The organism is Hyphomonas atlantica corrig. (assembly GCF_017795365.1).
GTDB classification, from domain to species: domain Bacteria; phylum Pseudomonadota; class Alphaproteobacteria; order Caulobacterales; family Hyphomonadaceae; genus Hyphomonas; species Hyphomonas atlantica.
Window position 1 is genome coordinate 3,421,166 of sequence record NZ_CP051254.1, and the last position, 13,649, is coordinate 3,434,814.

At 58.8% G+C, this 13,649-nt stretch carries 15 protein-coding genes; 2 read left to right on the forward strand and 13 right to left on the reverse strand.

Annotated elements, in window-relative coordinates:
* Positions 1 to 193: 193 nt before the first annotated feature.
* The gene (locus HF931_RS16355; RefSeq protein WP_273241149.1) at positions 194 to 2,953 is read right to left on the reverse strand and encodes a GDSL-type esterase/lipase family protein; all 2,760 of its coding nucleotides are present in this window, start codon (positions 2,951 to 2,953) and stop codon (positions 194 to 196) included.
* A gap of 224 nt (positions 2,954 to 3,177) precedes the next feature.
* Between HF931_RS16355 and HF931_RS16360 the strand changes: the two genes are divergently transcribed.
* A complete protein-coding gene (locus tag HF931_RS16360; RefSeq protein WP_273241151.1) occupies positions 3,178 to 4,959 on the forward strand; it encodes a type I secretion system permease/ATPase in 1,782 nt (593 codons plus the stop codon).
* Positions 4,952 to 6,268, forward strand: a complete 1,317-nt coding sequence (locus tag HF931_RS16365) for an HlyD family type I secretion periplasmic adaptor subunit (RefSeq protein WP_273241152.1) — start codon at positions 4,952 to 4,954, stop codon at positions 6,266 to 6,268. Before HF931_RS16360 ends, HF931_RS16365 begins: the two co-directional genes overlap by 8 nt.
* A 159-nt stretch (positions 6,269 to 6,427) precedes the next feature.
* Here HF931_RS16365 and rplQ read toward each other — a convergent pair whose 3' ends face one another.
* The 12 genes from rplQ to rpsH form a co-directional block, all read right to left on the reverse strand.
* Positions 6,428 to 6,850 (reverse strand): 50S ribosomal protein L17, encoded by a 423-nt coding sequence (rplQ, locus tag HF931_RS16370; protein WP_035551818.1) that lies wholly within the window; start codon positions 6,848 to 6,850, stop codon positions 6,428 to 6,430.
* A 47-nt stretch (positions 6,851 to 6,897) separates the two neighbouring features.
* Positions 6,898 to 7,941, reverse strand: coding sequence for a DNA-directed RNA polymerase subunit alpha (locus HF931_RS16375; RefSeq protein WP_035551816.1), 1,044 nt, complete (start codon positions 7,939 to 7,941; stop codon positions 6,898 to 6,900).
* A gap of 62 nt (positions 7,942 to 8,003) precedes the next feature.
* Positions 8,004 to 8,393 (reverse strand): 30S ribosomal protein S11, encoded by a 390-nt coding sequence (gene rpsK / locus HF931_RS16380; RefSeq protein WP_035551814.1) that lies wholly within the window; start codon positions 8,391 to 8,393, stop codon positions 8,004 to 8,006.
* Positions 8,394 to 8,405: 12 nt separating this feature from the next.
* Entirely contained in the window at positions 8,406 to 8,774 is a 369-nt protein-coding gene (gene rpsM, locus HF931_RS16385) for a 30S ribosomal protein S13 (RefSeq protein ID WP_035551812.1), read from the reverse strand.
* Between the two features lie 148 nt (positions 8,775 to 8,922).
* Positions 8,923 to 9,492 (reverse strand): adenylate kinase, encoded by a 570-nt coding sequence (locus HF931_RS16390; protein ID WP_035551810.1) that lies wholly within the window; start codon positions 9,490 to 9,492, stop codon positions 8,923 to 8,925.
* Complete coding sequence (gene secY, locus HF931_RS16395; protein WP_035551804.1) at positions 9,489 to 10,847, reverse strand: preprotein translocase subunit SecY; 1,359 nt, start codon at positions 10,845 to 10,847, stop codon at positions 9,489 to 9,491. Before secY ends, HF931_RS16390 begins: the two co-directional genes overlap by 4 nt.
* A gap of 89 nt (positions 10,848 to 10,936) precedes the next feature.
* A complete protein-coding gene (gene rplO / locus HF931_RS16400) occupies positions 10,937 to 11,416 on the reverse strand; it encodes a 50S ribosomal protein L15 (RefSeq protein ID WP_035551802.1) in 480 nt (159 codons plus the stop codon).
* Positions 11,417 to 11,457: 41 nt separating this feature from the next.
* Positions 11,458 to 11,643 carry a 50S ribosomal protein L30 gene (rpmD, locus tag HF931_RS16405; protein WP_273241156.1) on the reverse strand — a complete coding sequence of 62 codons (186 nt, stop codon included), beginning with the start codon at positions 11,641 to 11,643 and terminating at the stop codon, positions 11,458 to 11,460.
* 14 nt (positions 11,644 to 11,657) lie between these two features.
* A complete protein-coding gene (rpsE, locus tag HF931_RS16410) occupies positions 11,658 to 12,239 on the reverse strand; it encodes a 30S ribosomal protein S5 (protein WP_027836766.1) in 582 nt (193 codons plus the stop codon).
* A gap of 11 nt (positions 12,240 to 12,250) precedes the next feature.
* On the reverse strand, positions 12,251 to 12,613 hold the full coding sequence (rplR, locus tag HF931_RS16415; protein WP_035551796.1) for a 50S ribosomal protein L18: 363 nt from the start codon (positions 12,611 to 12,613) through the stop codon (positions 12,251 to 12,253).
* 4 nt (positions 12,614 to 12,617) lie between these two features.
* The gene (gene rplF / locus HF931_RS16420; protein WP_035551793.1) at positions 12,618 to 13,229 is read right to left on the reverse strand and encodes a 50S ribosomal protein L6; all 612 of its coding nucleotides are present in this window, start codon (positions 13,227 to 13,229) and stop codon (positions 12,618 to 12,620) included.
* A gap of 10 nt (positions 13,230 to 13,239) precedes the next feature.
* Positions 13,240 to 13,635, reverse strand: a complete 396-nt coding sequence (gene rpsH, locus HF931_RS16425; RefSeq protein ID WP_035551790.1) for a 30S ribosomal protein S8 — start codon at positions 13,633 to 13,635, stop codon at positions 13,240 to 13,242.
* Positions 13,636 to 13,649 lie beyond the last annotated feature (14 nt).

Genomic DNA, 13,649 nt, shown 5'->3' on the forward strand with positions numbered 1-13,649 from the left:
GGAAAGATCCACATACAGGGAGATTTGGGCACCGTGTTCGGCGCACTATCGCCGATGCGCCTAAGACTGCTTCGAAGACACACCTTCATTCTGTCATCACTACTACACCATTCACTACACGAACGAACCGTCCATATAGCTTGGATTTGTGACTGACGGCCACCCAGCTTCCATCAAGCGAAGCAGGGGCTCGTCAGGTCCAGGCGTCCCAGATCGGCGGTTGGGAATAGTCATCCACTCCATTGTCTGACCAATCCCCTGAATCACGGTCATCCATCATGGACTCGCGCGAGCCACCGTCGGAATCGAACCAATCCGCATCACTGTACAGAGCGACAATCTCTCCATGCGCTTCCGCCTCGCCCGAATGGGACACGGCAGTCATGGTGTTGCCTGAGGATGACGCCATTGTCACTGCGCTGATTGCCGTGTCGCCGGAATCGTACAGAAAATGGTCTTCTGACAAATCCGACAGCAGAACGCCTTCCAGCGTCAACATACCCATCTCTGCAACGTCACCGAACAAAACAACATCTGAGCCTTGCTGTTCGGCGGCGGCCAAAATCTCCGAAAAAGAGGTAAAACCTGTACCTTTCAGATCGATAAAGTCAGACGAGGGATCAAAATCGGTGATCACATCATTCCCTTCGGATACGCGGAACAGGTCCCGGCCAAAACTGCCGGTCAATGAATCATTCCCTGCCCCGCCATCGAGGATGTCATTGCCGGCCAGGCCGTTGAGGTCATTGTCCCGTGCATCTCCGATAAGATAGTCGTTCCCGGTTGACCCAATGACATTTTGGATGATGGAATCAATAGCGTTGCCATCCCCTTCCAGGACAAGCCCCAGGTCTGCAAAGGCTTGATTGATCGCGTCATACCAACGGCTCGCGATTTCCGTATAACCCTCATCGGTCGGATGCAGACCATCATCGTTCCGGTTGTCCGGGCCGACATCGCTGATCAGGTCGAGGGACAGGTCGCTCATGTCCACCAAGTGGATGTTGGTCAGGCCGTCCGCATTCAACCGCGCCACAAGATCCATAATTCCCTGATTGGCCACCGCCAGTCCGGGCAACGCCTCTGCATTTCGCGGATTCACCGGATCCTGCGGCAACAGAGTGGACACGAAGATCTGGGCATCCGGGTTCTCTGCAAGAATGATGTTGATGAGACGTTCGATATCCTGCGGCGTGGTCTCGCCCGCATTGGACACTTGCTGATAGGAGTCATTCGTGCCTGCCATCAACAAGACGACGTCCGGTACGAAGCTGGGCAGCTGGGCCGCCAGATAGTTCGCAATCTGGTCTGCCCGGATGCCCGGCGTGCCTTCGTGATTCTGGTCCAGCAGATTGTCAGGGCCGGTCGCCTGACGTCCGACATAATCGATCAGGATGCCCTGTGCGACAAAACTTTGCCAGAGGTCATCCCGATATCCGCCCAGGCTCGTATCATTCGCTTGTGCTGGCCCAATCTCGATCCCGTATGTGATCGAGTCACCGAGCGGAAGAAATTTGAGCGGAATCGACCAGCTGCCATTTCCCAGATCGACCAGACGGCCGTCCGCTTCGTCTGAAAACGACAATGTGTCCGCAGGGAGCGGCGGTGGCAAAGGCTCTCCCGTGGCGACCAGCGAGACATTGTCGATCAACGTGCCGCGCCCGTCATTGCGGCTCGTCTCCACAAAGGCAATCGTGTGATCCCCTTCCGTTAGCGCAACTTCCAGCTCGAACTGCTGCACGCTGCCCTGCACGCTCGTATCAACCGACGCAACGACCACACCATCCACAAGCACGTCAAAGCTCGCAATCCAGTTGTCATCCCGGCGCCGCGCATGGTCCAGGCTCAGAAGGTAGATCCCCTCCTGGCCCTCCGCCACCGTCACTGTCTGCTGGATACCGGAGTTCTCCCGGCCTGCCAGTTCAACAAGACCATTGCCCGCAACACCCAGGTCCGAAACCGCATTCTCCCCCTTCTGGATCTCGAGATCCCCCTGGATCGCAATCCAGCCCGGGATCGCATCGAACAGACCCCAGCCCGACGTCCCCGTAACAGGGTTGTCTTCAAAATCTCCGTTCTCGATCAGGTTCGCCCCCGGCTCCGGATCCGGCGCAACATCCACATCCGTCACCGTCAGCGACGCACTCGCCTCCAGCACGCCGCTGCGCACCACAACGTTTACATCCTGGGACCCGTCCACAACACCATCCAGAAGACCGCTGATCACGACATCCCGGCTCAGCTCGCCCGCCGCGAAGCTCACTTCCGTCACGGCCGGCGCCGCCTCGTCCCCGCCTGACACTTCAACACTTACCACCAGAGGCGCATCCAGACCCACATCGCCCGTCCGGAGGATCGTCGCAACCGTCGAGCCATCTTCCGCAATCACCCCTTCAGACAGACTCAGCGACAGACCCTGCGGCTCCGGCTCGACCCCAGGCAAAGGCTCTCCCGTGGCGACCAGCGAGACATTGTCGATCAACGTACCGCGCCCGTCATTGCGGCTCGTCTCCACAAAGGCGATCGTGTGATCCCCTTCCGTTAGCGCAACTTCCAGCTCGAACTGCTGCACGCTGCCCTGCACGCTCGTATCAACCGACGCAACGACCACACTATCCACAAGCACGTCAAAGCTCGCAATCCAGTTGTCATCCCGGCGCCGCGCATGGTCCAGGCTCAGAAGGTAGATCCCCTCCTGGCCCTCCGCCACCGTCACTGTCTGCTGGATACCGGAGTTCTCCCGGCCTGCCAGTTCAACAAGACCATTGCCCGCAACACCCAGGTCCGAAACCGCATTCTCCCCCTTCTGGATCTCGAGATCCCCCTGGATCGCAATCCAGCCCGGGATCGCATCGAACAGACCCCAGCCCGACGCCCCCGTAACAGGGTTGTCTTCAAAATCTCCGTTCTCGATCAGGTCGGTGCCGACCCAAGAGGGAAGCGTCTCATCCATATTCCTACACCCATAGATTGTCCCGGCACATAGCCACTGGTTTTGTCCCAGCCTGTCAAACAACATCTCCCAAGAGGAGAGTTTTGACCAGACCGCACCGGGCCTGACACGACAAACGTGAACCTTGCGCACGCCTGCCCGCCAAATCGGCGCGGGCGGCACAAAATTTGCGATACTGGCAAAACGCCCAACGGATATGCCAGTATGGCGTCAAAGGGACACACATGATGACCAATCAGGGACCAGCCGTTTCCGGCCAGGCCACCCGACATACCTTGCCGGAGCGCAAGCTGTTCGCCGCGCTGGCACAGGCGCGGGCGACATTCATGCAAATTGGTCTGTTCAGTTGGTTTACAAACCTCCTAATGCTGACTGGCCCCCTGTACATGCTGCAGGTCTATGACCGCGTGCTCAATTCACAATCTGTCCCGACGTTGGCCGCACTTACCCTGTTGATGCTGGTGCTCTACACGGCGTGGGGCGCGCTCGAATGGATCCGGACCAGCCTGTTCAATGCCATAGCATCCCGCTTCGAGGCCTCGTTGGGAAACCTTTCGGCTGATGCTGCCCTCGACCTGAGCGTTTCCCATCCCGGCAAGGCTACCGACCGGCCGCTGCGGGACTTGCGGCTGATCAGGCGCTTTATCGCCAGCCCGGCTCTGACGGCATTGTTTGATGCGCCCTGGAGCCCAATATTTCTGATCGTCCTATTCCTGCTCCATCCGCTGTTCGGCTTGTGGGCGTTGTTCGGGGCTGTGGTCCTGTTCGGGCTGAGTGTCCTGAACCAGGTCCTGTCGTCCAAATTATTGGAAGAGAACGCCACGCTGGAGCGGCTTGCGCGCCAAAGGGCAGGAGAAATGGTCAGGAGTGTTGAGGTCATAGACGCACTTGGCATGCGCGAACAGGTAAAGGCGCGCTGGAGGCAAGTATTCGATGCATCCGATTCAAGCCTGTTCAGCTCTCGCAACCGCTTGAGTGGCTTTGCTGCCCTCACAAAGGCTTTCCGGCTTTTCCTGCAATCCGCAATCCTTGGCATCGGTGCCTGGTTTGTAATAACCAGTTCCGATGGCTCTTCCACGCCCGGAGAAATGATCGCTGCGTCGATCCTGATGGGCCGCGCGATTGCCCCCATTGAGCAAATAGTCGGTCAATGGCAGTCGATCATATCCGCCCGCAGCGCCTGGCAAGCACTTTCAATGGCCCTGAGCCGCGCCGCACCTGATATGCAGTCAATGGCCCTGCCGCCCCTGAAAGGGCACGTTTCGATCGACGCACTGCATGCTGGCCCGCCCGGGGCGGCCCTTCCCGTGCTCCGGAACCTGTCCTTTTCGCTTTCGCCAGGCGATGTTCTGGGCGTGCTCGGCCCCAGCGCAGCCGGCAAGTCCACACTGGCCAAGCTTTTGACAGGGATCTGGCCGGCATCGCACGGCGTGATCCGCCTGGACGGTGCCGACATTGCGACACTCGACCCGGTCCGTCGCGGACAGCAAACAGGATATCTGCCGCAGCAAACCGACCTGCTGTCGGGCACAGTCCGTGACAATATCTGCCGATTTGATCCCCATGCCCCGGCCGATGCCATTCTGTCCGCTGCGCACGCCGCCGCATGCCACGAACTGATCCTGTCCCTGCCGGATGGCTATGATACCGATGTCGGCGAAGGGGGCACATATTTGTCCGCAGGACAGCGCCAGCGGATCGGACTCGCAAGAGCCCTCTACAACGCTCCAGCTCTGGTCATCCTGGATGAGCCCAATTCGAATCTGGACACGGCTGGCGAAGCCGCTTTGCAAGAAGCAATCGCCGGACTGAAGGCACGCCAGGCGACCACAATCATTGTGGCCCATCAGCCAGCCCTTTTGCGACAGTGCACCAAATTGCTTCTTTTGGAGGCCGGAGAGATAAAACTGTTCGGACCGAAAGATGAAGTCCTGCGTGAGATTTCTTCGCGCCAGCCGGGCCTGAAAGTACGTACAATCGGCACACGGGGAGAGTCCCATGGCTGATGTCCTGCCGTCTCCTCCAGACCGTGACGTTCTGGCCCGGCGAGCTGCCGTGCGATCCGCCCGCACCGGTTGGCTAATCGTGGGCCTTGTGTTCGGCGGTCTCGCCTACTGGTCAATTTTTGCTCCGTTTGAGGGCGCAGTCCTGAGCCGGGGGCAGATCACTGTCGAAAGCAATCAGCAAGCCGTGCAGCATCTGGAAGGCGGGATAGTGAAAGCCATCCATGTCAGTGAAGCTGACAGTGTCACGCAGGGGCAGGTCCTGATTTCCCTCGACGGCACGGTTGTAGAAGCAGCCACCCGGGCCACTGAATCGCAACTGATTGATTTGCTGGCCACAGAGGCCCGGTTGGTAGCAGAGCGAGACGGAGGCAACACGCTGACGCTCCGTCACGGCTTCTCTGTGCTCCACGACACACCTCAAATGTCGTCTGCGCTGGACTTGCAAACATCCCTCTTCCGCACACGGCAGGCTTCATGGAAAACCCAGAGCGAAATTCTGGACCAGCGCATCCGGCAATTGCAGGCTCAAATTGAGGGCATGCAGCGTCAAACGGCGGCCCTGGAAGATCAGCACAGCTTGCTTGACGATGAGATCGTCCGTTTTGAGGCCTTGGTCAGTCAGGGAAATGCTAGCGTGGTTCGCGTTCTCGCGTTGAAACGCGAACGCGCACGCCTAGTGGGCGCGATTCAGTCACTTGGCTCTGACATTGCCGCGACACAGGTACGGATCGGAGAGACGCGCAACGAACTGATCGGACTGTCCCAGCAAAGAAAAGAACAAATTCTGTCACATCTGACGGAGACGCAGAAGAATATCGACGTGCTGTCAGAGCAATTTAACGCCGACCTGGACAGGCAAAAAAGACTGGTCATCCGCGCGCCCCGCAGCGGACGAGTGATTGGCGTGCGAGCCCATACTGTCGGGGGTGTGATAGTGGCCTCTGATCCTCTCATGTTCATCGTTCCCGAAGGCGACCGCCTGGTTGCGAAAGTCCAGGTCAGGCCGTCCGATATTGATCGCGTGTCCGTGGGCCAGAAAGCCATCCTCCGATTTCCGGCATTCGACCAGTCGGAGACGCCTAAAGTCGTCGGTCAGATTGCCCAATTGTCTGCTGATGCCAAAACAGACCCGGTGACCGGCGCCAGCTTTTTCGAGGCAGTTATCACCTTGTCGGGAGAGTCCGGTCCGGCTCTGGACTTGCTTCCTGGAATGCCTGTCGAGGCCAGCTTGAAAACAGAGAGCCGGAATGTACTGTCGTACTTGGTCAAACCTCTGTCAGACTCCCTGTCCCACGTCTTCCGGGAATAGACTACGACCGCTGGACTCACCTGTCTTGCACCTGAAACCTGGAAAATCCTCCAATCGGAAGGATTGGTGCCGCCCGACAAACACATTGTAAAATGAAAAGAAAAAACCCCGGACGTTTCCGTCCGGGGTTTTTTGTAATTCTGTCAGGTAAACCCGGACTCAGTCGTCCATTGCTTCCAGTTCTGCTTCGTGACGTGCGCGGTCAGCGGCGCCCTTGGCGCTCTCGTCGCGGTCGACCAGTTCCAGAACAGCAACCGGTGCATTGTCGCCGTGGCGGAAGCCGGCTTTCAGAACGCGGGTGTAGCCACCATTGCGATCCTTGTAGCGCTCGCCCATCACGTCGAACAGCTTGCGGACAGCGTCCTCGTTGCGGACTTTCGCGAGGGCCTGGCGGCGAGCCGTCAGGTCACCCTTCTTGGCGAGGGTTACCAGCTTGTCCATGAGCGGAGCCATTTCCTTCGCCTTTGGAAGGGTGGTCACGATCTGCTCATGCTCGATGAGGCTGGCAGCCATGTTCGCGAACATCGCCTTGCGGTGCGATGTCGTCTTGTTCAGTTTACGGTATCCAAGGCGATGGCGCATTGTCGTGTTCCTTAAGGAGGTGGTCAGGCCCCCGATTACTCAGTGGGCTAGAGGTGGTCGTCGTATTTCTTGGCGAGGCCTTCGATGTCTTCCGGCGGCCAGTCCGGCACTTCCATGCCGAGGTGCAGGCCAAGACCGGCGAGGACTTCCTTGATCTCGTTCAGGGATTTGCGGCCGAAGTTCGGCGTGCGCAGCATCTCTGCTTCGGACTTCTGGATAAGGTCACCAATGTAAACAATGTTGTCGTTCTTCAGGCAGTTTGCCGAGCGAACAGACAGTTCAAGCTCATCGACTTTCTTGAGCAGGACCGGGTTGAAGCCGAGATCGGTTTCTTCGGTCTGCGTACCCGTATCAACGGTTGGCTCTTCGAAGTTGATGAACAGTTGCAGCTGGTCCTGCAGGATGCGCGCGGCATAGGCCACTGCATCTTCCGGCGTGACCGCGCCATCGGTTTCGATGTCGAGGGTCAGCTTGTCATAGTCGAGGACCGTTCCCTCACGGGTGTCTTCAACCTGATAACCCACGCGGCGGACCGGGCTGTAGATCGCGTCGATCGGAATATAGCCAATGGGCGCGTCTTCCGGACGGTGCGCCTCGGCCGGGACATAGCCCTTGCCGGTCGCAACGGTGAATTCCATGCGGACTTCAGCGCCATCATCGAGCGTACAGATCACGAGATCCGGGTTCAGGATTTTCGTATCGCCAGACGTTTCGATCTGGCCAGCCTTCACTTCACCCGGGCCTTTTGCCTTCAGCACCATGCGCTTCGGCGTGTCGCTTTCCATGAAGATGGCGACCTGCTTCAGGTTCAGCACGATGGTCGTGACGTCTTCGCGAACACCCTGGATCGCGGAGAATTCGTGAACGACGTTGTCGATCTGAACGCCAATGATCGCAGCACCCTGGAGAGACGACAGCAGAACGCGACGCAGCGCGTTGCCGAGGGTCGTGCCATAGCCACGCTCAAGCGGCTCGATCACGAGCTTCGCCTTGCGCTTCGCATCGTATCCGGCCTGAACGACAGGACGGTTCGGACGGATCAGCACTTTCCAGTTACGGTCGTTGACGTTGGTGGCTTCAATGTCTGCCATGGGCGACGGATCCTCAGAAGTGAGACAGGCGGCGCGCAATTGCGCCGCCGGGAAAAAACGAACTAGACGCGGCGGCGCTTCGGCGGGCGGCATCCATTGTGCGGGATTGGCGTCGTGTCCTGGATCGCAGTGACGGTCAGGCCAGCAGCCTGAAGCGCACGCAGGGCGCTTTCACGGCCAGAACCTGGGCCACGCACGCTGACTTCAACAGTCTGCAGGCCATGCTCCATAGCCTTCTTCGCAGCATCCTCAGCCGCCATCTGAGCTGCGTAAGGGGTCGACTTACGCGAACCCTTGAAGCCCATCATGCCGGAGGACGACCACGAGATCGTGTTGCCCTGGGCATCCGTGATGGTGACCATGGTGTTGTTGAAGCTGGAGTTCACGTGAACAACACCAGAGGTGATGTTCTTACGCTCTCTCTTGCGGACGCGGGTCGTTTCACGAGCCATTGAAGACTATCCCTATTTCTTCTTGCCGGCGATCGGCTTGGCCGGACCCTTGCGGGTGCGGGCGTTGGTGTGGGTACGCTGGCCACGAACCGGCAGTTTGCGACGGTGACGCAGGCCACGATAGGAACCGAGGTCCATGAGGCGCTTGATGTTCATCGACGTATCGCGGCGAAGGTCACCCTCAACCAGATAGTCAGCATCGATGGTTTCACGGATCTTGATGACTTCAGCGTCCGTCAGATCGCTCACCCGGCGGGTCGAATCGACGCCGACCTTCTCGATGATTTCGCGAGCCATGGCGGGACCGATGCCATGAATGTACCGCAGCGCGATTTCAACGCGCTTGTTGGTCGGAATATTTACGCCTGCAATACGGGCCAAGGCCGGTTCTCCTCAAGCGGACTGTTCAAAACATAAAGAGCGCGCCAAGCCGGAAATGGTCCGTCCTGCGCGCCGGCGATTAAGCCTAAAGCTAAGAAAACAGGCTTATAGCGATGGAAATTAACGCGTCAACCGCGGAATCCCAGCTTTAAGCCGTCTCTTTCAGGGCCGCGTCGATTGCGGCAGCAACCGCCTCGATAGAACCCATTCCGTCGACTTCTACAAGGATGCCACGTTCGGCATAAATGGGCACCAATGGCGCGGTATCCTCATAGTATTTTTCGAGCCGTTTCGAGAACGTCTCGGGATTGTCATCCTTTCGGCCCTGTTCCTCGAACCGCTTGGTGACACGGGCCAGCAGCTTGTCGTCATCGACAAGGATGCGGACCACGCGATTGACAGCATTGCCACGCGATTCCAGCAGGCGGTCCAGGGCGTCTGCCTGGCCGACTGTGCGCGGAAAACCGTCAAAGATGAAGCCAGGCGCACCGGCCTGGACTTCGAGTTGTTCATCAATCAGGGCGATCACGATCTCATCGGAGACCAGGCCACCCTCATCCATGATCTTGGCAACCTTTTCCCCGAGCTCCGATCCGGAGGCACGTGCTGCGCGAAGCATATCTCCGGTAGACAGCTGGACGAAGCCGCGCTCCTCCACCAGTCGCTTCGCCTGCGTGCCCTTCCCGGCCGCTGGCGGCCCGAACAGAATTAGGTTCATCTCTTACGACCCCCGAGTTTCGACTTCTTGATCATGCCCTCATACTGGTGCGCGATCAAATGCGACTGAATTTGCGTAACTGTATCCATCGTAACAGACACAACGATCAGAAGAGAAGTACCGCCGATATAGAAAGGTATCTCTGGGAAATATCGCCGCAGGAGTTCAGGAAGGATACAAACGAACATCAGGTACAGCGCACCAATGGTCGTCAGTCGGGTCAAAACATAGTCGATATAGGCCGCCGTGTTCGAGCCTGGGCGGATACCGGGGATGAATCCGCCATACTTGCGCAGATTGTCCGCCGTCTCCTCAGGATTGAACATGATGGAGGTGTAGAAGAAGGCAAAGAAGATCACCATCGCGCCATAGGACACGATATAGGTCCATGAGCCGGGCGCGAAATTCGTCGCCAGCCAGCCCAGAACGCCGCTCATGGCGCCCGTTGCCTCGGCATCAGCCGGGTTGCCACCCAGGAAGCCGACGGCCGTCAGTGGCAGCATCAGGATCGCAGAGGCGAAGATGGGCGGGATAACACCGGACGTGTTGATCTTCAGCGGCAGGAAGCTCTTCTGGCCCTGTGCCACGCCATGTGCCTGCTGGCGCTTCGGATACTGGATCAGCAGACGACGCTGCGAGCGCTCCATGAACACGATGAACACGACGAGCGCGATCACCATGGCGGCAATCGCCACGACAAAGGCCACGTTCACAGACGTTGTGCGGGCCTGGGAGATCAGGTTGAAGATCGCCTTCGGCATTTCCGCGATGATGCCGGCAAAAATGATCAGCGAGATGCCGTTACCAATGCCGCGCGCGGTGATCTGCTCACCCATCCACATCAGCAGCATGGTGCCGCCGGTCAGTGTCACGACGCCGGTCAGGATGAAGAACCAGGACGAGATGCCGTCAATGCGGAACCCGGCAAGGCCGCCAGCAATGGCAAAAGACTGAACCAGGGCGAAGCCAAGGGTCAGGTAACGCGTGTACTGGTTGATCTGCTTGCGGCCCGATTCGCCTTCCTTCTTCAGCTTTTCAAGCGTCGGAGACGTGGCCGTCAGCATCTGGATGATGATCGAGGCCGTGATGTAAGGCATCACGTTCAGGGCGAAGACGCCCATACGCTCCACCGCGCCACCGGCAAACATGTTCATGTTGCCGAGCAGGCCGCCTGACTGGCTTTCGAAGTATTGGGCGTATTGGGACGGGTCGAGCCCCGGAAGCGGAATGAAAGTTCCGAGACGATAGAGTAGCAGGATCCCGAGGGTAAACAGGATCCGGCTCTGCAGGTCCTTGGCTTTGGCAAAGCTCCGGAAATTCATGTTCCGAGCCATTTGTTCAGCAGCGTTCGCCATGGGCCGCTTGACCTCCCTGAAAAAGCGTTCGCCGCCTAAATCGGCGGCGAAACAGTATTTGTGAAGGGGTTACCGGTAAAAACCGCCGATTATTCGTCAGCAGCGTCTTTTGCCGGGCCCGTGACGGTCACCTTGCCGCCAGCCTTCTCAACAGCTTCGATAGCCGCCTTTGAAGCACCTGTCACAGTGATATTCAGATTCTTTGGTGCGTCACCTTTGGCCAGCAGACGCACGCCATCGCGCACATTGCGAACCAGACCAGCGGCCACCAGCGACTCTTCAGTCACATTCTTGGCGTCCAGCTTGCCGGCGTCGATCGCCTTGCCCAGACGGCTGAGGTTTACCCAGGCATGTGTCTTGGAGTTGCGTGCGGTGAAGCCGCGCTTTGGCAGACGCATGTAGATCGGCATCTGGCCGCCCTCGAAGCCGTTGACGGCAACGCCGGAACGGGACTTCTGGCCTTTGACACCGCGACCAGCCGTCTTGCCCTTGCCAGAGCCGACGCCGCGGCCAACGCGCATGCGGTTCTTTGTTGAGCCCTCAGCGGGAGACAGTTCGTTCAGTTTCATCGGTCAATCTTTCGATATCGTGCGGCTGCAGATGGCGGCGATTACTCGCCAACCACCTCAACCAGGTGAGCCACCTTGCGGATCATGCCCCGCACGGCTGGCGTATCTTCGAGTTCCTTGGTGCGGCCGACCTTGTTGAGGCCGAGACCCATCAGGGTTTGACGCTGCGCAGGCTTGCGGCCGATTGGGCTGCCAGTCTGGCGGACAGTGAGTTTGCTCTTGACCATTCTCGTGCCCTTCCCTAGTTCGTCGCGTCAGCCATGCCGGCTTCGGACGCGCCATCATTGCGGCGGCCGACGACATCCTGAACCTTCAGGCCACGCTTGGACGCAACGGTCCGCGGGCTGTTCTGCTCTTTAAGCGCGTCAAAGGTCGCACGTACCATGTTGTACGGGTTGGAGGAACCGATCGACTTGCCGACCACGTCCTGCACACCCAGCACTTCCATGACGGCACGCATCGGACCACCTGCGATCACGCCGGTACCGGGAGGGGCTGCACGCAGCACCACCTTGCCTGCGCCGTGACGGCCTTTGCCGTCGTGATGCAGGGTACGGCCTTCACGAAGCGGAACGCGAACCATGTTGCGCTTGGCTTCTTCGGTTGCCTTGCGGATCGCCTCAGGAACTTCGCGGGCCTTGCCCTTGCCGAAACCTGCGCGGCCCTTCTGGTCACCAACGACGACCAGAGCTGCAAAGCCGAAATTCTTACCGCCTTTAACCGTCTTCGCGACGCGGTTGATACCAACCAGCTTGTCGACGATGTCAGACTGCTCCTCGTCGCGATCGCGATTCCGGCGGCCTCTTCCTCTTTCTTCAGCCATAGGGCCTCTCCTTAGAATTTGAGACCGCCCTCACGGGCGGCGTCTGCCAGGGCTTTCACCCGGCCGTGGAACATGTAACCGCCGCGATCGAAGATCACGTCCTCGACACCAGCCTGCTTCGCACGCTCTGCGAGCGCCTTGCCGACCAGTGCAGCCGCTGCGGTGTCACCACCGGTCTTGGCCGAACCGAGCACGTCCTTCTCCAGCGTCGACGCGGAAGCGAGCGTGATGCCCTTCTCGTCATCGATGATCTGGGCGGAGATATTCTTGTGGCTGCGCGCAACCGACAGGCGCGGACGGCCTGCAGCGACCTTCCGGAGCTTGGTACGAACGCGCTGGGCGCGGCGCAGCATCTTATCGCGTGAGCTTTTCATGGGCTTACTTCTTCTTGCCTTCCTTACGGCGGACATATTCGCCCTGATAACGGATACCCTTGCCTTTGTACGGCTCAGGCGGACGGAATTCGCGGATCTTCGCAGCCGTCTGACCGACAGCCTGCTTGTCAGCGCCGGAGACGATCACTTCGGTCGGCTTCGGAGCTTCCAGCTTGATGCCTTCAGGCGCCTTGAAGATGACGTCGTGCGAGAAACCGAGCGACAGTTTAAGATCCGTGCCCTGCATCTGGGCACGATAACCGACCCCGACCAGTTCCAGAGTCTTCGAATAACCGTTCGACACGCCTTCAACGATGTTCGCGGCGCGGGCACGTGCGGTGCCCCACTGCGTACGGGCGCGGGCGTCCAGGGCTTCAGCGAAGGTTGGCAGACGGCGACCACGAGCCTTTTCAGCCTCAATGCGGTCGTTTGCAGCCTGAACCAGGTCTTCGCGCGGCGAGACGGACAGCTCGTTGTTTTCGAGCTTCGGCGTGATCAGCTCGGACAGGACGAGAGACATCTCACCCTTGGAGCCTTTGGCCTTGATCGTCTGGCCTTCGACCGTGACGGTCGTGCCATTCGGGATTTCGATCGGGAGTTTACCAATACGTGACATGATAGCTCTCCTAGAATACGCGGCAGAGCACTTCGCCGCCCACATTCTCGCTGCGGGCCGCATTGTCAGACATCACGCCTTTCGAAGTCGAAAGGATCGAAATGCCCAGACCATTGCGCACCAGCGGAATGTCGGAGACAGAAGAGTACACTCGGCGACCCGGCTTGGAGACACGTTTGATCTCCGAGATTACCGGCTGGCCTTCATAGTACTTCAGCTCGATTTCAATATTCTTGTGGCCGTCTTTCTCGACTTCGGTAAAGCCGCGGATGAAGCCCTCGTCGATGAGGACTTCCAGCACGCGGATGCGAAGCTTGGAAGACGGGGTGACAACCTTTGACATGCCGCGCATCTGAGCGTTGCGGATGCGGGTCAGCATATCACCGAGGGGATCAGAAATGTTCATCTTTGATATCCTCC